At 66.2% G+C, this 25500-nt stretch carries 15 protein-coding genes; 10 read left to right on the forward strand and 5 right to left on the reverse strand.

The window, feature by feature from the left end; translation table 11 throughout:
* Window positions 1–28: 28 nt before the first annotated feature.
* The gene (locus N1028_RS18460; RefSeq protein ID WP_259530960.1) at window positions 29–1111 is read right to left on the reverse strand and encodes a cell wall-binding repeat-containing protein; all 1083 of its coding nucleotides are present in this window, start codon (window positions 1109–1111) and stop codon (window positions 29–31) included.
* A gap of 130 nt (window positions 1112–1241) precedes the next feature.
* A complete protein-coding gene (locus tag N1028_RS18465; RefSeq protein WP_259530961.1) occupies window positions 1242–3098 on the reverse strand; it encodes an O-antigen ligase family protein in 1857 nt (618 codons plus the stop codon).
* Window positions 3099–3298: 200 nt separating this feature from the next.
* Between N1028_RS18465 and N1028_RS18470 the strand changes: the two genes are divergently transcribed.
* A complete protein-coding gene (locus tag N1028_RS18470; RefSeq protein WP_259530962.1) occupies window positions 3299–4348 on the forward strand; it encodes a hypothetical protein in 1050 nt (349 codons plus the stop codon).
* 55 nt (window positions 4349–4403) lie between these two features.
* Here N1028_RS18470 and N1028_RS18475 read toward each other — a convergent pair whose 3' ends face one another.
* Entirely contained in the window at window positions 4404–4589 is a 186-nt protein-coding gene (locus N1028_RS18475) for a hypothetical protein (protein WP_259530963.1), read from the reverse strand.
* 829 nt (window positions 4590–5418) lie between these two features.
* On the opposite strand from N1028_RS18475, the gene N1028_RS18480 reads away from it, so the two are divergent.
* Both N1028_RS18480 and N1028_RS18485 read left to right on the forward strand, forming a co-directional pair.
* Window positions 5419–10578, forward strand: coding sequence for a cell wall-binding repeat-containing protein (locus N1028_RS18480; protein WP_259530965.1), 5160 nt, complete (start codon window positions 5419–5421; stop codon window positions 10576–10578).
* A 1070-nt stretch (window positions 10579–11648) separates the two neighbouring features.
* A complete protein-coding gene (locus tag N1028_RS18485; protein WP_259530971.1) occupies window positions 11649–12209 on the forward strand; it encodes an SGNH/GDSL hydrolase family protein in 561 nt (186 codons plus the stop codon).
* A gap of 11 nt (window positions 12210–12220) precedes the next feature.
* Here the strand turns inward: N1028_RS18485 and N1028_RS18490 are convergent, their stop codons facing one another.
* Both N1028_RS18490 and N1028_RS18495 read right to left on the reverse strand, forming a co-directional pair.
* The gene (locus N1028_RS18490; RefSeq protein ID WP_259530973.1) at window positions 12221–14236 is read right to left on the reverse strand and encodes an acyltransferase family protein; all 2016 of its coding nucleotides are present in this window, start codon (window positions 14234–14236) and stop codon (window positions 12221–12223) included.
* Between the two features lie 59 nt (window positions 14237–14295).
* Complete coding sequence (locus N1028_RS18495) at window positions 14296–15084, reverse strand: SGNH/GDSL hydrolase family protein (protein WP_259530975.1); 789 nt, start codon at window positions 15082–15084, stop codon at window positions 14296–14298.
* A gap of 288 nt (window positions 15085–15372) precedes the next feature.
* Between N1028_RS18495 and N1028_RS18500 the strand changes: the two genes are divergently transcribed.
* From N1028_RS18500 to N1028_RS18530, 7 genes are all read left to right on the forward strand, one after another.
* A complete protein-coding gene (locus tag N1028_RS18500) occupies window positions 15373–16491 on the forward strand; it encodes an acyltransferase family protein (RefSeq protein ID WP_259530977.1) in 1119 nt (372 codons plus the stop codon).
* 198 nt (window positions 16492–16689) lie between these two features.
* A complete protein-coding gene (locus tag N1028_RS18505) occupies window positions 16690–18105 on the forward strand; it encodes a tyrosine-protein kinase domain-containing protein (RefSeq protein WP_259530978.1) in 1416 nt (471 codons plus the stop codon).
* A 3-nt stretch (window positions 18106–18108) separates the two neighbouring features.
* Entirely contained in the window at window positions 18109–19032 is a 924-nt protein-coding gene (locus N1028_RS18510) for a hypothetical protein (RefSeq protein ID WP_259530979.1), read from the forward strand.
* Window positions 19033–19111: 79 nt separating this feature from the next.
* Window positions 19112–20563 (forward strand): sugar transferase, encoded by a 1452-nt coding sequence (locus tag N1028_RS18515; protein WP_259530981.1) that lies wholly within the window; start codon window positions 19112–19114, stop codon window positions 20561–20563.
* An 83-nt stretch (window positions 20564–20646) separates the two neighbouring features.
* On the forward strand, window positions 20647–21969 hold the full coding sequence (locus N1028_RS18520; RefSeq protein WP_259530983.1) for a hypothetical protein: 1323 nt from the start codon (window positions 20647–20649) through the stop codon (window positions 21967–21969).
* A 27-nt stretch (window positions 21970–21996) separates the two neighbouring features.
* A complete protein-coding gene (locus N1028_RS18525; protein WP_259530985.1) occupies window positions 21997–23061 on the forward strand; it encodes a glycosyltransferase family 2 protein in 1065 nt (354 codons plus the stop codon).
* Window positions 23062–23296: 235 nt separating this feature from the next.
* On the forward strand, window positions 23297–25480 hold the full coding sequence (locus tag N1028_RS18530; protein ID WP_259530987.1) for a cell wall-binding repeat-containing protein: 2184 nt from the start codon (window positions 23297–23299) through the stop codon (window positions 25478–25480).
* Window positions 25481–25500: the final 20 nt, after the last annotated feature.

Below are 25500 nucleotides of genomic sequence, written 5' to 3' on the forward strand. Positions count from 1 at the left end.
AGTGCCGGCCCTCAGATCACACGGACGATCAGGTCGCGCACGGCGTCAGCGCCGCCACTGCCGGGCTCAGCGACGCCTCGCCGCCGAGCAGCGTCACCTGCGTGGCCCCGAGATCCTCGATGGAGTCGAGCACACCCTGCGGCACGCAGTCGCTCGGCACCACGAACAGCGGCGCCGCGAGCTTGCCCGCCCACGAACCGCCGGCCAGCGCATCCGGGAACTTCAGCCCCGTCGCCAGGAACACCCGGCCCGAACTGCTGAAGGCGTCGTCGTTGATCGACTGCGAGGCCTCGAATCGATCCGCGCCACCCAGCCTCAGCACCGAGTCGCTGAACGACTTCAGGTCGGTCTCGATGCCGGCGGAGACCGAGTTCGGCCCACCCGCGATCTTGACCGTCGACTTGCCCTCGTCCACCAGCAGCTGCTCCGTGGGCTGATCGACCGTCGTGGCCGGGCCGTAGACCAGCACCACCGGCGCCTGCGCGACCGCCGCCGCCGAACCCGCCGACAGCGCATCCGGGAACTTCTGACCCGTCGCCACGTACGCCGTCGACGACGGAGTCGAGTACCACTCGTACGAAGCCAGGTTGCGCGAGACCTCGTAGCGGTCGGCACCCGAGATGCGGGTCACGGTGGGCTTGTTGGGCAGATTCTCGATGGCGGCCTCGACCGCCGGCGAGACCGAGTTCGGCCCACCCACGATGAAGACCACCGACGGCACGAGTCGCGTGAGCTCGGCCTGCACGACCGGCGGCAGCGCATCCGGCGTGGTGAGCAGGAGCGAACCGCCCGCGTTGCTCGCCGCGGCCGGGCCTGCACTCAGGGCGTCGGGGTAGTTGGCGCCGGACGCCACGAACGCGAAGGCGGCCCGCTCCGGGAACTGCTGCTTCGAGATGTTCACCGCCACCTCGTAGCGGTCGGCCCCCGCCACCCGGTCGACCGTCACACCCGGCGCGGCGGCCGCATCGGCCTCCGTCGCCGAAGCCGGCGCCTGCGCGAGCAGCGAACCGAACGCGAGCAGGAAGGCCATCAGACCCAGGATGGCCACCTTCCACCGCCGCCGCGTGGTCTGGTCGCTCAGCGACCCCGTGGAGTGTGCGTGGTTCAGCATGGATTCCCCTTCGACTTCTGTCTGGTCGGCGGCATCGCCTGGCGGGTCGTCCCCTGACCCCACCAGTGCCAACGTATTGGTTGCGGGCACGCCGGTGCGCCCCCTCGTTCGGGGGCACACGCCGAAGGGGTCAGCGTCCCGCCGCCACCTCGGCGCGGAGCGCGACCGCATCGGGATCGTTCGGCGAGAGCTCGACGATGCGATCGAGGGTCGCGAGCTCGCCGTCGATGTCTCCCACGGCATCCTGTGCGGCGGCCAGCGCTCGCAGCGTCGCGATCGAGTCGGGCACTCTGTCGAGCGCCGAGGCGGCCCAGCGCTGCGCGAGCGGCGCGGCCTCCATCCGACCCTCGAGAGCCGCCGCGGCGAGCGTCTGCGCCGCGATAGACGCCACATCCGCATCCCATGGCCGAAGCACCTGCGCCACCTCGAACGCCTCCTGCGCCACGACGATCTCTCCCGCCCGAGCAGCCACCACACCCCGCTGCATCGGAACCTCAGCCGCCGCCGTCACCACGAGCGCCACCGCCCAGAGCGCGATGCCACCCTGCAGCACGCGCCGTCGCAAGGGCGCCCGCCCAGACGCAGCGTCGGGTGACGACGAAGCCGGCACCGCCACCAGGATGCCCACCAGCAGACACGCGAGAATCCCGGTGGCCGCCACGGTGAAGGTGGTCAGCAGGGCCCCGGCGATCCCGATCAGCGCCGCGGCACTCCCGGCCAGCAGCGGGCCATGAGCGGATGCGACGCCCGCGACACGCGCCGACTCAAGCCCCGCCCCACGCCCCCAGGCCCGGGCGCCGCACACGACGGCCACCACACCGGCCGCCACGAGCACCAGCGGCAGCAGCACGCCTCCCGCCACCGCCGCCTGCAGCAGCACGTTGTGCGGGGAGTCGAGCACGGTCTGCGACCCCACCACCTCGTACCAGTCGGCGGTGTGAAAGCGGGGGATGGCATCGACGAAGCCGCTCGGCCCGGCGCCCGTGACAGGGTCGCCGCCGATGAGCCGAAGCGTCTCGCCCCACATCTGCACCCGGTCGGCGACGGTGCGCGACGACAGGGGGCTGAGCCCCAGCAGCCGCTCCCGCGTGAGCGGCACGGCCAGCGCCACGGCCGCGAGCCCGGCGACCCCGGCGACAGCGATCACGGGCACCCGGATGCGCCGACCGAGCGACAACGGCACGCCGGCCTCCCGACGTCGCTGTGCCGAGCGCACGAGAGCGAACACCGCGAGCACGACCAGCGCGAGCGCCACGGCCACGAACGCCGCCCGCGAGGCGGAGACCACGACCGACACGAACCCGGCGAGAGCTCCGGCCGTGATGAGCCACGGACGCGGCCCGGGGGAGTGCCGCCCCCGCGCGACAGCGGGGGCCAGGAGCATCGCGAAGAAGGCGGCGCCGAGGATGCCCTGGTCGGTGGCGTTGCCGAGCAGCGCACCGGGCCGCTCGAGGTCGGACGCGATCGGGTCGAGTTCGGCCAGCTCGAGCAGTCCCACCACGCCGAGCGCGATGCTCGCGGTCGACATCGCCGCCCACCACGACCCCACCCGGCTCTCGCTGCTCCCCGGCCCGAGCAGTCGCGCCCCCACGAACACCGCGGCCACGTACATGGGCAGCGACACGAGCCCCTCGTACCTAGGCCACCGCCCCCACGTGGCAGCCCACGGACTCGCAGAGAACGCGACCCCCAGCACCAGCAGCACCACGGCAGCCCCGATCGCGACGACTATCCACCGAGGAACCCGCCCCCGCCCACTCGCCACCGCCGCAGCGAACACGGCCAGAGCGAACACCGCCTCCTTCGGCAGGAACCACCGGATCATCCCCTCCGGCAGAAACACCACGAGCGCGGCCGCGGCCAACCACACCGCGGCCCGAGCCCACGCCAGCGACCGCGCGCTCTCCGCTGCAGGTCGCGCCGACACCGCAGACCGCGCTGACACCGCAGACCGCGCCGCCGCACCGCTCTTCTTCTTCGTCCCCACCTGTCCCCCTCCGTGCACCGGCCCACCGCCGTCGGATCGCTCCTGCCCACGGCGGTGTCGCTCCCCGCCGCCAGGCTAGCGCCCACCCGCCGCCCGCCACTCCGGACCTCCTCGGGTGGCACCCCGCGCCGCACCGGTCTGCCCGAGCGCAGGTGTCTGATCTCCTGATCGATGCCGCGGCGAAGCAATAGATTGAGTCCATGATCTGGGGTCCCTCAAAGAAATTCGTGCAGGAGCAGCAGGCGGCGAAGGCTCGCCTGGATGAGCAGCACGACCGGCTGATCGAGAAGCTCTCGCACATGGATCCCGGCGAAGCCGAGAACTACCTCGTGCAGACCAGGCTGTTCAACGCCACGAAGGCGGCCGGCTACATGATCAATGCCTACGGCGAGAGGGTGGACATCCTCGACGTAGTGCGTGAGGCCGAACACCGTGCCGCGATCCGGGCGATCGACGAGAGCGGCTCCGAGCGAAAGGCGCAGGCCGCGCGTCAGCGCCGAGTCGACCAGGAGCGGCAGGAGCAGGAGCAGGAGCAGGAGGAGGCCCGCCAGAGAGCTCGCGACCTCCGCCTCCGTCTCCAAGGCGCACGGGGTCAGGGCAAGGAGGATGTCGAGGTCGCCGCCACCAGGACACCCATCGAGCCGAGGAAGTCACCCGATCGAGTGGCTGCAGTCGATCCGAGGTGGGAGACCGACACGTTCCACATCGACCCGCGAACGGGAAGCGCGCACCTCTGCACCTTCAGCATCACCGGATGCCCCTTCGCGGCCCCCGACTTCCATTTCGACGGGCCGGACCAGGCGCAAGCCGTGTGGCGCCGAAAGCAGCAACTCTTCCAGGACTGGGTGGATCGCTCCTCGGTGCCGCAAGCACCGGGACAGGTCACCCAGCACGTCTTCGACCCCGGGTACCCAGAGACCTACGACGACTACGCGTCGTGGCTGCACGACTTCCGTCACCCCGCTGCGGAAGGCACGCGCCTCGTGCTCGAGAACGGCTGGGTCTTCGAGAAGTTCCACCTCGGCACCTACTGGACCCTCATCGCCGGCGAAGAAGTCCCCGGCGTCGTCATCGGCAAGCCCCTGCTGCTCTCCGACGTGCACCGAGAACTGCTCGAGCACGGCGGCCGCCTGGAGTTCCGCGAACACGTCAGCCCCATGAGACTCCCCTGGGCCCTGAACCCCTCCGAGCGCAACATCCAGCCCCCCGAAACCCCACCGCCGAGCCGCAAACCCTGGTGGAAGCGCTAGCCCCAGGCCCAAGTGCGTGGCCACGTCGACCAGACGCTTGATGAGACCACGGCTGCTACGAGTCGGAATCCGCGGTCGACGACTTCTCGTCGACCGCGCGCCGATTCGTGCGAAGCATCAGCGCGAAGCGGATCTCCATGCCCGCGGCGACGACGGCGATGATGAAGAAGAACGGCAGCTGCTGGGTGATGGCGATGACCACAGCGATGACCGCGAATGCGCCACACATCACGAGGTTCATGACGAGCGCTACCGTCGGAAGTCGAGGCCGACGCTTCGGTGCGTCGCTCACGAAGACCCCGCGAGAATCCCGGTGAGCAGAAAGAGCGGGCGCCTGCAGAGGCGATGAGCGCTCACGAATCGTTCCCTGGTGATCCTCGGGGTGGCACGCCGCGGGGTGGATCTTTCGGGCGAGTTATCTCCCGCGTCCGCTCCGCGGCCGCCCGCCAGTCCCGAGCCAATAACTCGCCCAAAAGACCCACCCCGCGTCGCGCCGGTCGCTTGGGGGCTGGGACGAGCATTCGCCATCATTGCGGATGCAGCCGCGAACGCGGGGCCCGGGCATCACGCGAGATCTCGCGCACCCCCGAAGTGGGGTGGTGCTCGGCCTTTCAGGGCGATGCAACGCGCCAATAGCATGACCGCGGGGGAAGTGCGAGCATCTGTCGTGCGGTCAGGGGGCCGCCGATGCAGTGCCTCCGATTCAGGAGGACACGTTGCCGGACTCGATCTCTGCGGGAGCGCGCCACGGTCGGCGACTTCTCGCCCGCGGCCTGCGCCTCGCGCCCCGCCGTCGCCCCATCGTGGCTGCTCTGGCATCGGTCGCCGTCGTAGCGTCCCTCCTCGTTGCGACGCCGGCGGTCGCGAGTACCCCTACGCCTGATCCTGCCCCCACGGCGGTGAGTTCGACGCCCGCTCCGGCCACGCCCGCCACTCCCGAGCCCTCCGCTCCCGCAGAGCCGCCGCTCGAAGAGCAGCCGAGTCACGAGACCCCTTCGCCCTCCCCGGCGACGACACCTCCCCCCACTCCGAGCCCTGAGCCGCAGCCCGTCGAGCCAGTGGAGCCCCGGGTGCCAGAAGGCGCAGAGCCACCGGCTCCTTCCCTCGAACGTGCCGCTTCTCCCTGCGTCACCATCGCACCCTCTGCCTTCGGCAGCGCACCTGCCGCCCGAAGCACGCTGACAGACGAGATCCCATCCGTCTGCTTCACCATCACCCCCCAGGTTCGCGGCAACTACCTTCCTGCGTTCGTCCTCGACGCTCCCTCTCAGCACCTCTACTACAGCGTCACCTCTGAATTCGGCACCGAGTGCTCCGATGACGTCAGCTGGAGCAGCAGCCTCGAGGCGTGCCTTCTGGCCGCACAATCCACGTACACGGTCGAGGTGACCGCCTACTCACCTGAGCAGGGTGGCGACTTCGGCCTCTCGCTCTTCAATCTCTCCGCTCCGGCCGGTTGCACGACCACGGCGATCCCTTCCTGGTCGACGGATGCCCTCACCGGTCAGCTCGGTGCCGACGTTGCGGCACTCTGTTTCGAGTACTCCGTCGCGGTGGGCACGCCGTTGCAGCTGATGCTCGGCAGCTCTCCGGGAGAAGACGCTCGCGCCCTGCAGTTCAGCACGACGGGCGATCCCGGGTGCCAGGTCACCGCCAGCTACACCGCATACTGCACGACGTCGAGCTCCGGCAAAGTCCGGGTGGCGGTCTTCGCGGCGGGTGCCACCGCTGTGGATTTCGGTCTGCGCGTGCAGAATCTGCGTTCGAGCACCGGATGCCAGGCCTACGGCGACCTCGCCTTCGGAAGTCCCGCCGTCGTCAGCGCAGACGTCTCAGCCGGCCTCGGTGTCGAGTGCTTGACTCTGGACCTGTCGCGACTCGAGAGCGTGATCATCAATGCTCCCAATGCCGACGGCGAATACCACAGCGGCACCTGGGTCCTCCACGGGCCCACGGGGGACGAAGTCTGCAGCAGTGGTTGGACCGAGGCCGTCACCTGCACGACGTCCGCAACAGGAACCCACAGACTGATCTTCCGCAACGCCGAATTCGATGAGCACAGCGAAGCGGTTTACGCCGTGGCAGCGCGGAGCATCACGGATGCGCTGGGGTGCGAGTCCATTCCATCCCTCTCCTTCGACGCGCTTCCCCAGGTCGGCACCATCAGCGGCCTAGGCGGCGCCGACTGCTACACCGTCCCGGCCAAATCGGGCGACACCCTGCGCGTCGACGGGGGCGACGAGTACGAGGTCGTCACGAGAGTGTTCAACAAGGCCGGCAGCGAACTGTGCCGCACCAGAAGCCACACGGACTGCCGTCTTTCGGGCGCTGCACCATTCCAGATCATCGTCGAATCCACCTCTGCCGGTGAGTTCGACTACCAGCTCTCCACTCCCCGACTGAACGGGGCGAGCGGATGCCCTGCACTGCCCGCGACCGCGTTCGGCTCCGCTCCGAAGTCCCGCGCCACGCTGACCCAGGCCGATCCTTTCGCCTGCTTCTCCCTGCCGTCGACGGTGGCGAACACCACCGACTTCTTCGCGCTCAAACAGCTCGTGGGTGTGGGAGATCTCTCCTACCTCGACGTCATCGCGCCCGATGGCGACGTCGAGTGCTCGTTCTCGTACTGGTTCTTGTCGAAGGCCTGCACATACCGCTCCTCCGGCACCTATACCTTTGCGGTGAAGGCCACGACCGAAGGCTCCCTCACCTGGGCCGTCGGCCGCACACCCCTCGCGACGACGGAGGTGGGCTGCACAGATCTGGGCTCGCTGCCGTTCAACGCACCGGCGACCCGGGGGTCGATCTCGGCCGGCGGGGAGGTCGATTGCTTCACGTTCGGGGCGAAGGCGAGCGACCGCATCTCCCTCGCTCTCGATTCCCTCTCCGCAGGCTTCTCCTTCTCGACAGTGGTCATCGACGGTCGTGGTGAAGGCATCTGCTCGGCGAACTGGAGCTCGTGCGACATCAGTGGTCCTGGGCCCTTCCGGGTTCTCGTGCAGGGCGACGACCAGTCGCCGGCCGGTGAGTACGAGCTGCGCATCCGCAAACTCAACGACCCCGCCGGGTGCACGCCGATCGAATCGGTGGGATTCGGGTTCGGTCCCGTGGAGGGCGAGTTCACGGAGGGTGGCCAGCAGCACTGCTACAGCTTCGTCGGCGCAACCGGAGATCAGTTCGATGCCTCGATCAGCAACCTCGACCTCCCGGGGCAGGAGCCCGACCTCATCATGCTCGACCCCTCGGGTCACACGCTCTGCTCCCTCGGCAGCTGGGTGTCGAGCCCGTCGTGCACCCTGCCCTCGAACGGCTCGTACGCCATCGTCGCCAGCGCGAACCCCTCCACACTCGGCGCCTACTCCTTGCAGTCCACCTGCGTGAACCCCGTCTGCGGCACGGATGGCTTCGCCGTCGCGTCGGTCTCCCCATCGTCGGCCGGGGTGGGCGGTCAGGTGACCCTTTCGGTCACCGGCAAAGCTCTCTCGATGAAAGACATGGTCGCACTGCAACGCGGATCCGCCTCGATCCCCGCGGTCCCGACCTCGGTCAGCAACGACCGCCGCACCATGCTCGTGACCGCGAACCTGACCCGCGCATCCATCGGAGCGTGGGACCTCGTCGTGACATCGGCGACAGGAGCGCAATCTCGAGTGGCGGGCGCCTTCCGCACCGAGTCCATCGATCCCGCCAGCGTGAATCTCGAGATCATCACTCAAGGGCGCTTCGTCGCGGGCCGACCTCAGACCGTGACGGTGACCTACCAGAACGTGGGCAACGTCGATGCGCTCGGTGTTCCGCTCATCCTCGAGGGTTTCCCTGCCGGCTCCGAGATCGTGCCCGACTTCGATCTGATCGGCTGGGATGGCGACACGTCAGCCATCCACGAGGTGGGCTGGCAGCAGGAGGGCATGGTGTTCTCCGGGGACCGCGGTCTCGGAATCCCGCTGACGATCTCGAGCATTCCGGCCGGAGCATCCGGCCAGCTCGACTTCACGGTGAACGTCCCGGCGACGGCTGACTACAGCCTCAGCGCTTCACTCAGCGGGTGCATGTTCGACAACGGCCCAGGTCTCTCCGCCAGCTCCACCGCGCCGAACTCCACGCGTGCGGTCGACTGGGGAACGTGGGGGAGCGGCGGCTGCATGGACGCACTCGTCGACACCGGCTTGAGTGCCCTCGGCCTGGCGGTTCCCGGCGGCGGCTGCTTGCGCACAGTGGTCGAGAGCACCACCCTCGCGGTGTCCCGCAACGTGGTGCAGAAGGCGCCGCCCTTCTCCGTGGGTTCGGGCTCCGAGGCCTTCCACTCCATTCTCGACATCGCCGGATGCGCCGTGCCCGGTCTCGACAAGGTCGTTGGCGTCTACAACCTCGTGAAGGGTGCGGTGAGCGTCGGTACGAAGTGCTTCAACGAGGAGGCGACGGCCGAGAACGAATGGGTGACGTCTCTCGACCCCAATGAGATCGTGGGCCCGGGCGGCGGAGGAGACGATCACGCCACTCGCGCCGAGGGCGACTTCACCTACGCCATCTACTTCGAGAACATGGCTGACGCCACAGCACCTGCCCAAGAAGTCCGCATCACCGACCAGCTCGATCCTGCCGTCTTCGACCTCTCGACGGTGCGGTTCGGCGCGGTGGCATTCGGCGACACCCGGTACACCCCGGCTGCCGGCACGACGGCTCTCGACCACGTGATCGATTTGCGGGACACGGCGAACGTCAACCTCGACGTCGCTGCTTCCGTCGACTCGTCGGGCGTGGTGTCGTGGGATCTGCTCTCTCTCGATCCCGTGACGGGTGAGCTGCCGCAGAACCCCGATCAGGGCTTCCTGCCGCCCAACGTCGACGGGAGCGAGGGTCAGGGCGTCGTCTACTTCACGGTCACGCCGAAGAGCCCCAAATCGAAGTCGATCATCAGCAACAAGGCCTCGATCGTCTTCGACCTCAACGAGCCCATCGTCACCAACACCTGGAACAACCTCGTCGATCGAGACCTGCCCGCGGTGTCGGTCACGGCTCTTCCTGCCAAGACCGTCGGTCGAGACGTGAAGCTGTCCTGGTCGGGTTCGGACGCAACGTCGGCGGTGGCCTACTACGACGTCTACGTCGCAATCGGCGGTGGTGACTACGAACTGTGGAGGGGTCACCTGGAGGAGACCTCGGCCACTTACACGGGAGTCATCGGCAAGAAGTACTCGTTCGTCGTGCTGGCCCGCGACCTGGCCGCCAATGGTTCCGCGTTCCCTTCGAAACCCCACGCGGTGACGACCACCGTCACCTCCCCTCCGACGACTCCGACTCCGACACCCACCACTCCGAGCAAGACGACCGTCGACCGGATCGCAGGTGCGAACCGATACGCCGTTGCGGTGGCCGTCTCGAAGTCGGCTTTCCCGAACACCGCGCCGGTCGTGTACATCGCGACGGGCGCGAACTACCCTGACGCTCTCTCCGCCGGCCCCGCCGCCGTCAAGGAGGGTGGCCCCCTCCTCCTCACGAGCGGTGCATCACTGCCACCCGAGGTGAAGGCAGAGGTGAAGCGCCTGAAGCCGAGCAAGATCGTCGTCGTGGGCGGAGTGAACTCCGTGTCAGAGGCTGTCGTCTCCGAGCTGAAGGGCTTGCAGAAGAACACCGTCCGCATCGCCGGAGCCAACCGCTACGAAGCGTCGCAGAATCTTGTGGACTACGCCTTCGGCACTTCCGGAGCGAAGACCGCCTATGTGGCCACCGGGGCCAACTTCCCTGACGCACTGAGCGCTGGTGGCGCCGGCGGGTCGAAGGGCGCGCCGGTCATCCTCGTCAACGGAAAATCCTCGACCGTGGACGCCGCCACGAAGGCTCTCCTGAAGAAGCTCGGCGTGACCTCACTCTTCGTTGCGGGTGGCCCCAATTCCGTCTCCGAGGGAATCCGGACCGATCTTGCATCCGTAGCCCCCACGAAGCGCCTCTCGGGCGCCGATCGGTACGAAGCGTCCGCGAACGTCAATGCCAGCGCCTATACCAGCAGCGCTCGAGTCTTCCTGGCCACAGGCACCAAGTTCCCGGATGCCTTGGCGGGCTCGGCGTGGGCTGGCAAGGTCGCAGCGCCACTGTTCGTGGTCCCAGCCGACTGCGTTCCCAAGGCCGTCCTCACTCAGATCAAGAGCCTCGGCGCCACGCGGGTCACCTTGCTCGGCGGGCCGGCATCTCTGTCGTCGAACGTCGAGCGACTGAAGGCCTGCACGTTCTGACGAAGGTGAGTATCGCCTCCCCAGGTTCCTCACCAAGCGCTCCACCGCGATCCACGTGGCCGACCGCGCTACCGCCTCCCAGGGTCGCTCCGGCCACCAGCTAGCGCCAGCTCCACAACCCGACGCCCTCGTGGTGGCACGCCGCGGGGTGGATCTTTCGGGCGAGTTATCTCCCGCGTCCGCTCCGCGGACGCCCGCCAGACCCGAGCCAATAACTCGCCCGAAAGACCCACCCCGCGTCGCGCCGGTCCTCCAGGGGCGAGGTCGCAAGCCCGGCATCAGCCAGAACGCAAAGGAACAACGAGGCCCGGCCGATTCGCGAGATCCCGCGCATCCCCGGAGTGGAATGGGCCTCCACCCTGTCAGGGTGGCACTACGCGCGAATAGCTAGCCAGACGTCGGCTAGCGCCTACGCCTGCGGCCGCTGAGCAGCTTGCGCTTCCTCCTCTGACCAGACGTTGTCGTCCACGTAGTGCTGGATAAGGTCTCGGACCACGTCGCTCGGAGTGCACCCTCGCTTCTGCGAAATGCGCTGCAGGTCGTGCCAGACATCGTCGGGGATGCGGAACCCTCGAACGGGGTTCTTCGGCTGATTCGGCACACCATCGATCATTCCACCAAGTGCTGACCCGAACAGGGGGTACGACTGTAGAACATCTGTGTTAAACACCCGATACGCTTTTTTGTTAAACAAGGAGGTCGAATGCCGACAGTGGAGATCGACCCGGCGTTGCTCGAGCGTGCGAGGGCCATTGCCAGGGGTCGCGGAGAGACGATCGAGGCTTTCGTCACCTCGGCCGTTCGTCAGATGGTGGAGCAGAATGCCGAGTAGCAACCATCGCCCGAGGTCGATGCGGCCCGGCCAGACGTCTCGCGCCTGGTGGTCGATTGCCTTGGTCGGGGCGCTCGCTCTGCTAGTCGTGGCGATAGTAGTTATCGCAATAGACCCGCGAGGGTCGGCGATCGAGGCTGCCGGCACGGTTCCGTCGTCGCCGCCTATCGCAGGATCGACGGATGCGGGGAACGTCGAGGTCGAATCGACCGACGTCGAGGCAGCACCCGGGCGATCGATGGTGACGTTCCTCGGGGATTCCTACACCGGCGGTTCTCGTCAGGACTCGGGAGAAGATGCTCGCTACCCAAAGCTCGTCGGTGAGGCACTCGACATCAGTGTCCATTCCGCGGGTCTCGGTGGATCCGGCTATGTGGCGGTCGGAACAGCGAACAAGGCGCTTCCCACCCTCGTCAACAAGATCCACGTCGACTCGGATGTCGTCGTCGTCTTCGGCTCTCGCAACGATAAAGCCGGCTACCAGGCTGTCTACGACGCCGCCTCAGGGATGTACGGCCGGATTCGCGAGCGCTTTCCCGATGCGAAGCTCGTCGCCGTCGGTCCTGCCTGGCCCGCCTCCGTCACCCCTGATTTCGTGATCGAGAGCGACAACGCCGTGCGCGATGCGGCGGCCGAGAACGGAGCCACCTATGTGAGCGCCCTCGAATGGCTCAAGGGTGACCCGGCGTTGATCGGAGCCGACAACGTGCACCCCAACGATGCCGGCCACGCGTATCTGGCAGCGCAGTTCGAACAGATCGTCAGGGCCGCTTTGGAGGAGAAGCCACCGGCTTCGTAGGCCTTCCAGTCTCAGTCGAGTCCGAGCGCCGTGGAGAGCACCGGAGCGAGGAGGGTCGCGAACTGAGGAGTGAGGTGGTTGCTGTCGCGGTAGATCAGGACATCTCCTGAGATCGGCGAGCACTCCTTCGAGGAGCAGACGTAGTCCGTCAGATCGACGTACTCGGCCCCCGACGCAGACGCTGCACGAGATTCCGAAGCATTGAGCTCTTCGGAGACAGCCTCATCGCGCGATGCGCCGCAGACCTTCGCATCGGTCAGGTGGGCCGACAGGCATACCGCGGGCGTGGCGGGAAGGGTCGGCGAGTCCGCCATCACGTACACCTGGGAGTCGTCGGGCAGCTGGTCGATCGTCGATTCGATCCCGGACCCCCAGCGTGCCGTGTGCCCGGAATCCTGGGTGAATCCGTCACTTCGAGCGTAGTTCGCCAGGATGATCATGTCCGGCTCGAGCGAGCCGAGCTCGTCGACCACGGCTGCACGCCACTGATCGCAGGCGACGTAGGGAACGCCATCCTCGAGCTTGGCGATGTCCACCGACGGGCAGGAGCTCTTGGTGTCGACCCGCAGCTGGATCTCTCCCTGCTCTGCGAGTTCGTGGAGCGGCGGGAACCACTGCGCGGCGTGCGAGTCGCCGAAGAGCTCCACCAGCGGCGCGTCGGCGTTGTCGCCGAACAGGCAGCCCTTCGGGTCCACGGCGCCCTCGTTCACATGGCAGCCGTCGGCATAGATCGTCGGGTTGCTGCCCGCCGCAGCGCGCAGGCTGGGTTTGAGATTCGAAGGCACGAAGTCGCTGAAGGCGGGCGGGTTCGTCGCCTCGACCGCATCGGCCTCCGCCGCGCTTGCGAGTGGCGACGAGTTCGTGACATAGATTCCGGCACCGGCGGCTCCCACGATGAGAACGGACGCGGCGAGAGCGGCGAGGAGCGATCGACGGGGTCGCCCGACGGCGATCGGAGTCCACTGCTGCGCTGCTCGCTCTACGAACCGGTACAGCAGCCAGGCGGCAGGCACGCACAGCACGGCGATCCCAAGTGTGAGCCACAACGGCAGGTCCCGATCGACTCCGCCCGCCTGTGCCGGGATGACCAAGGCCGGCCAGTGCACGAGGTAGAGCGAATACGAGATGGTCCCGATGAAGACCATGCCGCGCGTGCTGAGCAGCACACCGGCATCGGCCGAGCTCCGCCAGTTGCCGAAGTAGATGATCGCGGCCGTCGCCGCCACCGGGGCGGCCGCCGCGATGCCGGGGAAGACGGTGTCGCTGGTGTAGCCGACTCCAATGGCGACGAGTGCGGCAAGGCCCGCCCAGGTGCCGACGCGGGCGACAGCCTGACGAGGTCGCCACCGGGGCGACTCCACAGCGAACGCCAGCAGGCCGCCCACGCCGAGCTCCCACGCGCGGGTCGGAAGCGAGAAGAACGCCCAGGGCTGCGAGATCGTGGTCAGTACGAATCCGGCGGCGAACGATGCGGCGACGATCACCACGAGCATCCAGAACAGCCCTCGCTTCGACCGTCTCGCGAGCACGAAGCCGAGAGCGATCAGGGCGGGCCACACGAGATAGAACTGCTCCTCGACTCCGAGCGACCAGAAGTGCTGGAACAGCGAGGGTGTGCCCTCGGCAAGGTAGTCGGTGTTCTGGTAGGCGAAGAGGAGGTTCGGCACATAGAGCGCCGTGGCGATGGCGTCCTGGAAGACGCCTCGAAGTTGCAGGGGAGCGATCCAGATCGCCGCCGCGATCGTCGTGAGCACGACGATGAGGAGGGATGCCGGCAGAATCCGGCGCGCTCGCTTGGCGTAGAAGGACGCGAAGGAGATCTTCCCGGTGTTCAGGAGGCTCGAAAGAAGATGGTTCGTGATCAGGAAGCCTGAGATCACGAAGAACACGTCCACACCGATGTAGCCGCCGGTGAGGAACGGCGTCCCGGCGTGATACAGGACGACCAGGAGGACGGCGACAGCGCGCAGCCCTTGGATGTCCGGACGGAATGGCTGCCGCCGGACGGTCGTCTGTTGATCCCCCATGTCGCGATGATAACCGCCGACGTCAACCATCGCGCGATCGCTGCCGGAAGCGGGCGGGCTCAGGGCTGCAGTGCAGATTGCACCACAGGCTCCAACAGCTCAGCCAGACGGGCGTGCCCCGCATCGCTCGGGTGCACCTTGTCGTCCCCGACCAGTCCTGGGTCGGCCTTCAGCCAGTCCACGGCGTCGACGAACGTGGCTCCTTGAGCGACGGCGGCATCGTGGATCGCCCGGTTGCTTTCGGCTACGAAGTCGGGTGTCCCGGAGGTCGGCCAGGTCGGGCCCACGACGATCAGGCGAGCGTTCGGGAAACGATCACGAATCTGCGTGAACATGGCCCCCGCCGCGTCATGAACCGGCTGATACCCGACCTTGTCGTTGCGACCACCGAAGACAACCACCACGTCCGAGTCCACATGGATCTTGCTGACCAGCGAGGGGAGAGCCTTCTTGGATGTCCCCTGAGCCACGTATCCTGCCCCGCCGAGTCCGGCGGAATGCACACTCACATCGAGAGCCTCCCCGAGGAGGTGCGGATAGCGCGATTCCACTCCGGAGTCCTGACGGGAGCCACTCGTGTAGGAGTCGCCGAGGAAGGTCACCATCGGTCGGTCGGAGTCGGTGTTGATGTCGGTGATCTCCGACTCCGCGTTGCCGGCGTCCAGCACGCCGGCGACCGGAGAAGTCGACGGGACCGTGCCCGAAGCCTCGACCGGCGTGCTCTCCTGGCTGAGAGCAACGGTCGTGATCGCGATCGCGAGCAGCCCGAGGCTAGCGACCAATGCCACCGTCATCCATGTTCGGGAGGTCACCTTGGATCGGTGCCGCCGTTGCGATTTGCCGACCATCGATCATCCGTTCCGTCGTCGTGCGGAGTAGCGCTCACGAGTATTCCAGGCATCGGCGTCGACCCCCTGTGCAAGTCAATCGTCCATCGCGATCTCGCGTGGTGACCACTGTTTGAGCGAATGTTCACTCCGCCGAAACAAAACTGACGTAATCTTCGAACCATTGCTCGGCGCGGAAGACCACCTTTGGCGGTCCGGCACAAGCAACGACAGTGCTGATGATGAACTTCCAGGAGCGAGAATCATGGCCACAATTCTGATGCCGCGCCGGAACAGCTAGGCGAATCTGTGCCAGCCACTCCCGGGAGCCAGACGCACGGCGCCTTCACGATCCCATCGCTCGACGGACTCAGGGCCGTGGCGGTCCTCACAGTCTTCATAGGTCACGGCGCCGTCGGGATCAGCACAGGTTTCTGGCCCGGTCACGTGGGTGTGACGATTTTCTTCTTCCTCAGCGGCTACCTGATCACCACTCTCCTGCGCCGGGAGTACGATCGCACCGGCCGGATCTCCCTGCGGAAGTTCTACCTCCGCCGTGCACTCCGGATCCTGCCGCCTGCCTATATCGCTATCGCTGTGGCCGTGGTGGTCGGCGCGCTGGGGTGGGTCGCAGCCACGACCACACCTTGGGGTGTGCTCGCTGAGCTGCTGAGCTACACGAACTACTACATCGTGATCGCCGGACGGGAGGGCCTCCCACCAGATACGACCCAGTTCTGGTCGTTGGCGGTGGAAGAGCACTACTACCTGGTGGTTCCGGTCGTCCTGCTGGTGCTGTTCCGCTCGCGCGCGTCTCTTCGGACCATCGGTTGGTCGCTTGCCGCTCTGGCGCTCCTCGTGCCTGTATGGCGGGTGCTCCTGGGCCTGACGGGGGCCGGATTCGATCGCCTCTACGTCTCGACCGACACCCGGATCGACAGTCTGCTGTTCGGTACCGCGATGGCTCTCCTCTTCAATCCAGTGCTTGCTCGCAACGGAGGCTCTGCGCGGATCACGAAGTGGCTGAACCGGCGGCTGGGGTTCATCGCGTCGTTTGCGGTCATCGTGTTCGTCGCCTCCGCTCTCGTACCATCGCAGGCCTTCCGGTTGAGTGTCGCGGACACGATCCAGTGCCTCTGCCTGATCCCGATCTTCTGGTTCGTCATCACCCGGCCGGGCAGCTTTGCGGGCAGGGTGCTCAACAGCCGTGTCCTGGTGCGCCTCGGCATACTCTCGTTCTCCGTCTACCTGTTCCACCGGCTGATTCTCAACCTGGTCGAGAACGTGATCGGTGAGCCGTGGGTAGGAGACGGCGTATCCCTCGTTCTCACGTTGGTCGTGGCACAACTCGTCTACTGGGCCGTGGAGCGGCCGTGCGGCGTGCTCCGCAAACGGCTCGAGGCCGGGATGGCCTCGAGAACGGTCTGAGACGAATCTCGACCATGTCGACGACGTAAACAGTTGATCTCGAGCGCGTTACAGCCTCCGTCCTCGGACGATCGAGGGAATTCCGTGGCCTACGTTTAGAGAGGTTCATCAGGTCTGTCGCCGAAGATTCGGGCGCACAGCGGTGTGAGAACATGGTGACGGTACTGCTCAAGGTCATCGGGGAGAGGGAAAGCCTGCGTGGAACTACGCGATTACATCAGGGTGCTGCAGAAGGGGTGGATCTTCATCGTCACCCTCACCCTCCTCGGTGTCGCCCTCGGCGCCGCCTATTCCCTTCTCAAGACCCCTGAGTACCAAGCGTCGTCGAAGGTCTTCGTCTCCGTGCAGTCGTCCGGATCCGTGAGTGATCTGACGCAGGGCGGGAGCTTCGTCCAGAACCAGGTCAAGTCCTATGCCGACATCGTGACCACCCCTGTGGTCCTACAGCCGGTCATCGCCTCGCTCGGTCTGACCGGGGACGTGAACAAACTCGCGCGTCAGGTGACCGCCTCATCGCCCGTGGACACCGTGATCGTCGAGATCAGCGCATCCGACACGGATCCCCGCCGCGCAGCAGAGATCGCCAACGCCGTGGCGTCGAGCTTCCAGAGTACCGTCGCGGAACTCGTACCCCCGAACGCCGAGGGGATCGAGCCCGTAAAGGTGACCGTCCTGCAGCAGGCGGTCATTCCGGGTTCGGCATACACGCCGAACGTTCCGCTCAACATCGCCTTCGGTGGTCTCATCGGACTTGCCCTCGGGATCGCGGCGGCGGTGCTGCGAGAGACTCTAGACAACCGGATCCACAACGAGCGGGACGTCGAAGCGATCACGGACGCTCCGATCATCGGAGGGATTGCCTACGACGCGCGGACGCCGCAGAATCCGCTCATTGTGAAGGACGATCCACGCAGTCCGAGGGCGGAGTCGTTCAGAACGCTCCGAACCAATCTGCAGTTCGTCAACGTCGGTGAGAGTCGGAGCTTCGTCGTCACGTCCTCGATCCCCGGAGAAGGCAAGAGCACGTCGGCAGCGAATCTCGCCATCGTCGTCGCGCTCTCAGGCCAGAGGGTCCTGCTGGTTGATGCAGACCTACGCAAACCGAAGGTGGCTTCCTACCTCGGGCTGGAGGGCGCGGCGGGCCTGACCGATGTCCTCGTCGGGCGTGCCCAGCCCAACGACGTCATTCAGCGGTGGGGGGAGACCAACCTCTATGTGCTGCCGGCCGGCCGGATTCCGCCGAACCCGAGCGAACTGCTCGGCTCGAAGGCCATGGTGGCTCTGATCGCGTCCTTCGAGAACTCGTTCGATACGGTCCTCTTCGATGCTCCACCGCTGCTCCCCGTGACCGACGCTGCCATCCTCACGAACAACACCAGCGGAGCTCTCCTCATGGTTGCGGCCGGCAGGGCGCACAAAGCGCACGTGCGCGGTGCCATCACCACACTCGCGAACGTCGGCGCGAAGGTCGCGGGCATCGTCATCACCATGTTGCCCACCAAGGGGCCCGACTCCTACGGCTACGGCCGATACGGCTACGCCTACGGTTACGGTTACGGAGAGTTCGAAGCAGACGAGGCGCCGGTTCCGGCGAAGAGCAAAAGATCCAAGTAAGACATGTCCGGGACGAGCGATTCAGGGATCTTTTGGCGACTTGCTCCCGCGCTGCTCGTCGCCATACTCGCGCTCGTCGCCATCCTGCTCTCGGTGTCTGCGCTTCGCCAAGGTGATGTCGCAAGCAACGGAACGGTGCCGGGTCCGATTCCGACCTGGGATGAGACGAGCGGGACCGACTCCGCGGCGACGCCGACGCCGACCTCGGCCGCGGTGGCGTTGTTCCCGGTCTTCGACATCGATGCGAGCGGAATCGGACTCGTCTCAGCGCCCTCTTCGTGCGGCGACCAGACCTCGAGTGTGTCCGTGACCGAGGACTCCGGCCGCACGTGGTCTCCTGTGGATTTCGGACCGCTGGGGGTACAGGCGATCTACGAAGTCCGGGTCGTCTCATCCGACCAGCTCGACGTGGTCGCTGGTCTCGGCCCGGATTGCACCCCTTCTCTGCTCACGTCGTACACCGCTGGTCAGTTCTGGCAGTCGAACCCTGAGCGACTCGCGGAGACGACCTGGCTGGATCCCAGCGACCCCACGGTCATCCATCACCTGGGCGCTGTGATCCCGACCCCGTGTGGCCGTCCCCTCGCCGTGACTCCTTCCGCATCGGGTGCCGCAACGATCTGCCAAGAGGGCGCCTTCACCTACTCGACGGAGCAGTTGACCTGGTCGGTGTTGGCCCCCGGCCGGTTCCTCGGTCTCGATTCGTCCCTGTCGGGGACGCTCGTGCTGGAATCGTCGACGGAGGACTGCGCCGGCGTCCGCTTCAGCGAGTTCGGGCCGGACGGGGCAGCGCTGGGTTCGGTGTGCGATGTGTCTCACGTCCCGGCGGAGAACTCGGCGATCGCGTCTGTCGATCAGCGCATCTACCGGTGGGACGGCGCCCAGGTCCAACAGAGCGACGACGGGGGACTCACATGGTCGTCGTGAACACGCATTGCCGGCACATCAAGTATTCGTCTAGAGCACGCTGTGGGGATGGCTGATGAACTTGGGAACGAAGTCGAGAGTGACGTCCACGAAGGTCGACCAGTGGCGCGAGATCTATGCTCGGCGGCTCTTCGTCACCGACCTCCTTGTGCTCGTGTGGGTCATCTTCGGTGTTCAGATCGCCTGGTTCGGGCTCGACTCGAGTACTGTGGCGGTCCGCGAGAACGCGGCACTCGCCGTGAGCTACTCCACGATCTCCGTGATCATCCTCATCGCCTGGCTTCTGATCCTGCATGTCTACGGAACCCGTGGCTACCGCGTGGTGGGAACCGGAACGCAGGAGTATCGCCTTATCGCGGATGCGACGCTCCGGCTGTTCGGCATGGTCGCCATCGTGGCCTTTCTCTTCCAGATCAGCTTCGCGCGCGGCTACGTGCTCATTGCGTTCCCCCTCGGACTCGCCGTCCTGATCTTCTCGCGCTGGATGTGGCGGCAATGGCTCGGGATGAAGCGGGCGCGTGGACAATACGTCTCCAGGGTCGTCCTCATCGGCTCGCCGGCGTCAGCGAGCCATATCGCCCGTGAGCTGAACCGGAGGCCCGAGGCGGGATACATGGTCGTCGGCGCGTGCGTGCCCGTGTGGTCCGAGGGTGAGGAGCATCTGGCCGGCACCCAGGTGCCGATCCTGGGTGGTCTCGGCGATGTCTTGGCCGTCCTGCAGACGGCGGAGGCGGACACCGTCGTCATCACCAGTGCGGATGAACTACCGCCTCAGCGCGTCCGTGAACTCAGCTGGAGTCTCGAGCCGGGCCGGCAGCACCTGGTTGTGGCGCCGAGCCTCGTCGACATCGGTGGTCCGCGGATCCACACACGACCAGTAGCGGGTCTGCCTCTCATCCACGTCGAGACACCCAGGTACGACGGCACCAAGCGTTTCGCGAAGAGGACGTTCGACGTGATCGCTGCAGGTGTCGGAATCCTGTTGCTGTCTCCGATACTGGCGCTGATCGCCATGGTGGTGCGGCTGAGCACGCCGGGGCCGGTGCTCTTCAGGCAGAGCCGGATCGGTTACAAGGGCGAGCAGTTCAACATGCTCAAGTTCCGGTCGATGGTGGTCGACGCCGAAGAGAGACTGCAGGCTCTGACGAGTGACACCGGAGAGATCGGGAACTCCGTCCTGTTCAAGATGAGGGAGGACCCGCGTGTCACTCCGGTGGGACGCTTCCTGCGCCGCTTCAGTCTGGATGAGCTCCCGCAGCTCTTCAATGTCTTCATGGGTTCGATGTCTCTGATCGGTCCCCGACCTCCGCTGCAGAAGGAAGTCGACCTCTACGAGACCCATGTCCACAGACGATTCCTCGTCAAGCCCGGAATCACCGGTCTCTGGCAGGTGAGCGGCCGATCAAACCTCTCGTGGGAGGACTCCGTGAGACTGGATCTCTACTACGTGGAGAACTGGTCTCTGACAGGTGATGTCGTCATCCTCTGGCGCACCCTGAAGGCCGTGCTGGCGAGGGACGGCGCATACTGATGGCTGACAATATGCCACAGAGTCGGCTGCACAAGACGATGGTGAATCCGAAGAAGACAGTCGGGCCCAGGGCGGCGGTAGCTATGGGCGGAACGCTGCTCCTGCTGCTCGTCGTGATCACCAATCCGTCATTCATCAGCGTGTTCCCGGTGGGGCTCATAAATGTGATCGTCTTCGCTCTCCTGATGCGGCGGCTTGCACCCCTCGGAGCATCGCCCGCCGTCTACTTCGCCGCGTATCTCTCCGTCATCGGTCTCGCCGGTTTCGCCTTCACGAATGTGCTGGTCGGGTCCGGTGGCACCGGAGGAGTGGACGTGGCGCTCGAGGACGACCTGCTCGTGGCGGGATCGATCATGTTCTTCTCAGGCTCGACTGTCGTCCTGATCTTCGCAGCGATATCCCGAGGGCGGCAGAAGGGCTCGGAGCCGGGAGGTGCTGAGGGCCTCCTCGACCTCGGCGACCTCGGGCGCTTCAGCGCACCGATCCTGATCATCGGGCTGGTCGAGTTCGCGATCCTCATCGGGTTCCTCGGGCCGGCCGAATTCCTGTCGAGACCCGACCGTCTGGTCGGCCGGGACTCGAGCTTCGAGGCGGTCTTCCAGATGGTGGCGCTGGGAGCCGTCGTGGCCCTCGCGATCGTGGTCTTCTCTCGACGGGGCGGTGTGAAGTTCTTCGCGGTCGTGCTCCTCGCCGGATACGTCGCGTACTTCATCTCACTCGGGACACGTCGACTCGCCTTGGTCCCGCTGCTGATCTTGATCGGGTACATCCTGGCTCGCCGAGGGAAGATCCCCGTGATTGGAGCTGTAGCGACAGGGCTCCTCGCTCTCATCTCCTTGTCGCTGCCCTTGTACTTCAGGGGTTTGCCCATGCATGGGCTCCTGCCCCACCTCGAGGGCCTCGGCACATTCGTCTGGGACCTTCAGGTGTTCGCGACCTCCGCCAACAACGTGCTCGCCGGATTCAAGATCTCCACGCTGACCGCGTTCACGCAACCGACGATTCCGCTGGATGCGCTATGGATCTCCATCAACCCCGTGACCGGGAACACCGCGGGCTGGTACGAGATCGCCCGTACGCTCAGACTCAACCAATTCACGCCCTATTCAGCGATCGGCGAGTTGGGGAACTACGGTCCGCCCGTGTTCGCCGCTGTCTTCGCAGGGATCGGGCTCCTGCTGGGTGTCGCACAAAGGCTCAACGATCTGCTCTTCCGCGAGCAGCTGTGGAAGCTCGTCGGGGTCGCCGCCCTCGGTCTCACGTTCGTCTTCGTGATCCAGTTCGCGCAGTACAACCTGCGCTCCAACATGCGGTACCTGTACCTCATGCTGCTGATCCAGATCGCAGCCGTGGTCATCATCCGCCTCCGTGACTGGTCGCGGCAGCGGCACGAAGTTCGAGGCTGACGAAGGGATCGACACGTCAATACATCCATGTCAGCTCACATCCCGGACGGGGAAGATACCGTGATCGCAACTGTCATCCTGCCGATCCACAACGCTTCGAGCTACCTCGACCGAGCGTTCGAGAATGTGAGAGCGACACTCGGAGACGACACGGAGCTCGTCATCGTCGACGACCACTCGACCGACGATTCCTGGGAGAAAGTGCAGCGATGGGCCGAGCACCTCCCGGGCCGTGTCGTGGTCATCGCCAACGAAGGCCGTGGCGTGGCTGCGGCGCGGAATCTGGCTGTCTCGAGGGCCACGGGCGACTTCGTGTGGTTCGTCGACTGCGACGACGACTGGCGCCCAGAGATCGTGAAGCACATGGTCGACCTCGCGCGGCAGACAGGCGCAGACATCGTGCTGAGCAACGCGGAGAAGGTCTCCCAGCCCTCCGGCGAGACGAGCGTGATCGAGGATGCGGCGTCGCGGGACGTCATCACGGGACAGGAAGCGTTCTCGCGTCTGCTGCTCGGAGAGATCGAGGGCCACCTCTGGAATAAGCTCTTCCGCCGGACGCTGTTCTCGTCCGCGCCGTTCCCGGCCACCCGAGCGCACTCGGACCTGGGCGGCATGTTCGGGCTCTTCTCAGCAGCATCGGTCGTGGCCGCGCTGCCCGAAGTCCTCTACACCTACTACGTCCACGAGGGCTCGGTGCTGAACCGGCGGCAGTACCGCTGGGACGATCTGTGGGACTGCCTTCAGCTTGCTCGTGCGGGAGCCGATGATGTCGCGGGCGGACGGCCGCTCACGACCTTCAAGTATCGCAACGTCATCGTTCCGACGGTCAACGAGTCGATCCGTCGGGAGACTGTCGCTGAGGCATCGGACATCGACCGGGCTCGAAAGCGTGCCCGAAGCGCCACATCGATCTCCGAGGCCGTTAGGCTGGCCCTCTGGGGCCAGCGAGATGCTGCTGCCCGAGCCCTGCTGATCAAGCTGGCGTTCCCGGTCTACCGAGGGATCTACAAGCGACACCGCGCCAAGAACTGGGCGGAACTGGATTCATTCGCTGCCACACCGGGTTCCGAATCGACCACTATTCCGCGCTAGGCGCCGCCGGCGCCGTGTGCGACCATGGCCTTGACTGTCCGGCAGGAAGGTCTGGGGAGCACAAGGTGGGGGCCTGCACATGAAAACGGTACGTCAGCGGTTCGCCGCGGTGACGACGGGTGCAGTCGCCCTCGTCGTTCTGACGGGGATGTCGGTAGCCGGTCCCGCTGCCGGGGCGAGCAAGCACGCTGTCGGTCACGTTGCCCGAGCGGCATGGGAGCCACAAGAGCACAGCGTGGACGTGGTGGCGCCGAATTACTTTCATTCCACTGCGGGAGCGCTCGAGGGCCGCCCGGGACTCCGATCTGATACCGCAGCGGTTCAACTGCTTCTGCCACCGACCGCCGCCGATCAAGATCTCAACGAGGTCGACTATCGGCTCCAGTTCTCCGCCACCGAGGTCGTCGCGACGGGAACGGTCGCGATCGACCCCGCCACTGACTCCTTTACCGTCCCGCTGGCAGGAGCGTTGACACGGTCGGAGCTGTTCCTGTCGGTGACCGCTCGCGGTCCGTCGCCGCAGGGAGCGCCAGAACCACCGCCCGGTGCGGCCGGCGATGTCGGCGAGCTCTTCACGGCGTCGGGCTTCTTCTCCGTGTACGCAGCCGGTCCGCCTTCCGACGCACCGATTCCGCTGGCCTCACGAACATTCACGGGTTCGGAGAAGACCAGGTTCACATCCACGCAACCGCCGATGGCGACAGGCCCTGGCGACACCGTCCTCATGACGGTGCCGACCGACCTGACGAGCATCTCGGATCTGCGGGCCCGGATCGCGTCGACTCCGACGGGAAACGCGGTCGAGGCCGGGGTGAGCCGGACGGGGGACTCGCGCGTCGCCGTCGTCACCGTTCCGCTCGACTACTTCTCGACGGGGACGGCTGGGGGCGCTCTGCTCTCGCTCGGTGGCTATGCGGGTTCGGAGCTGATCGAGCATGTGGTCGCTGTGACCATGGGCAACGAGCCCCCGGCGTCCTCGGCGGCCATCGTGCCCGATGATGTCGACTCGCCGAGCGGAATCGTGTCGCTGAGTGCCAGCCCCGTGGCTGCTGAGACGTACTCGATCGTGGTCGCCCCGCGAAGCGGTCCCGCGGTGTCGAGCGAGCTCCGCACTGTGGCCGCCGGTGCGACACTCGACGTTCCCTTCAGTTCAGCCGGGTTTCCTAATCGGCTGACGGTCTTCAGGATCGTCGAACAGGGGGGCGACCAGCAGGCGACGACGATCGTCGGAGAGTATTCGCCTCCGGGTCAGGCGCTGGCGAAGACCGTCATCGACGAGCTGCGCCCCGAGCGGAGCAATTTGTATCTGGACAACCGGAATCAGTTCGGCCAGAACCGGTTCACCGGCGAGACCCTGTCGCGGCAGTTCGACGTGACTGTCGATGATGCGAGGACGGAATACTCGCTGAAGGGTGGTGCGACCCTTCGCGTCCCGCTGACGTCGGCGACGAATGGCTCGCGAATCAGCGTCGAGGTCGACGGAGTCACGATTCTCGATCAGGTCATCCCTCCGGCCGGGTTCTCCGTTCCCGCCGACAGGGTGGACGGCTCCGACCGCTACGAGGTCGCCGCCGCCGTGTCCAAGCGCTCGTACCCAGAGGGTGCCGACACCGCGGTAATCGTCAGTGGTCAGAACTTCTCCGATGCTCTCTCGGCGGCGCCGTTGGCCACTCGCCTCGAGGCCCCGCTTCTGCTGACGTCGGCCGCCACGCTGCCCTCGTCGATTCGCCAGGAACTCACACGACTGGCGCCGACGAACATCGTGGTGGTGGGTGGTCCGAACTCCGTGTCCGACGAGATCGTTGCGCAGCTTCGCCCCGAGTTCTCAGTAGAGCGCATCAGTGGGTCAGACCGCTACGCCGTGTCCCGAAGCGTGGCCGACAGGTGGGCGGATACGACTCCCGCCACCGTCTACGTCGCCACAGGCCTCAGTTTCCCCGACGCACTCAGCGCTGGCGCCGCTGCAGGCGCGAAGAACTCGCCCGTGGTTCTCGTGCGGGGGACGGCCGGTTCGCTGGATGCGGCGACCGCGGCGGATCTCCGGTCCCTGCAACCGCAGAGCATCTCGATCGCGGGCGGACCGGCTTCGGTGAGCTCCGGTACGGAGGCGGCCCTCGCGGCCATAGCGCCGACGACCAGGTTCGGCGGTGCAGACCGATACGAGGCCTCGGCCGCCATCAACGCGAGCGCGTTCTCGGGCAGCCGAGACGCTTTGTTGGTGACCGGCCTCAACTATCCAGACGCCCTGTCGGGCGGAGCCTGGGCGGGTGCATCGAACACCCCCCTCTACCTCTCGAAGACCGAGTGCGTGCCGAAATCGGTCATCGCGCAGTTGAAGGCCCAAGGAGTGGTCGACGTGACTCTGATCGGCGGTGCGGCGTCGCTCGGAGCCGGAGTGCGAGACCTCGTGTCCTGCTGACGCCGAGCTCGACTCGTTCG

Source organism: Herbiconiux oxytropis, from assembly GCF_024979315.1.
Taxonomy (GTDB): Bacteria; Actinomycetota; Actinomycetes; order Actinomycetales; family Microbacteriaceae; genus Herbiconiux; species Herbiconiux oxytropis.

Bases quoted from the DNA above. Each gene is read 5' to 3' on its own strand.
- N1028_RS18490 (WP_259530973.1), bottom strand. From the start codon at position 14,236: ATGGGGGATCAACAGACGACCGTCCGGCGGCAGCCATTCCGTCCGGAC.
- N1028_RS18510 (WP_259530979.1), top strand. From the start codon at position 18,109: ATGTCCGGGACGAGCGATTCAGGGATCTTTTGGCGACTTGCTCCCGCG.
- N1028_RS18525 (WP_259530985.1), top strand. From the start codon at position 21,997: ATGTCAGCTCACATCCCGGACGGGGAAGATACCGTGATCGCAACTGTC.
- N1028_RS18485 (WP_259530971.1), top strand. From the start codon at position 11,649: ATGGTGACGTTCCTCGGGGATTCCTACACCGGCGGTTCTCGTCAGGAC.
- N1028_RS18470 (WP_259530962.1), top strand. From the start codon at position 3,299: ATGATCTGGGGTCCCTCAAAGAAATTCGTGCAGGAGCAGCAGGCGGCG.
- N1028_RS18495 (WP_259530975.1), bottom strand. From the start codon at position 15,084: ATGGTCGGCAAATCGCAACGGCGGCACCGATCCAAGGTGACCTCCCGA.
- N1028_RS18460 (WP_259530960.1), bottom strand. From the start codon at position 1,111: ATGCTGAACCACGCACACTCCACGGGGTCGCTGAGCGACCAGACCACG.
- N1028_RS18520 (WP_259530983.1), top strand. From the start codon at position 20,647: ATGGGCGGAACGCTGCTCCTGCTGCTCGTCGTGATCACCAATCCGTCA.
- N1028_RS18475 (WP_259530963.1), bottom strand. From the start codon at position 4,589: ATGAACCTCGTGATGTGTGGCGCATTCGCGGTCATCGCTGTGGTCATC.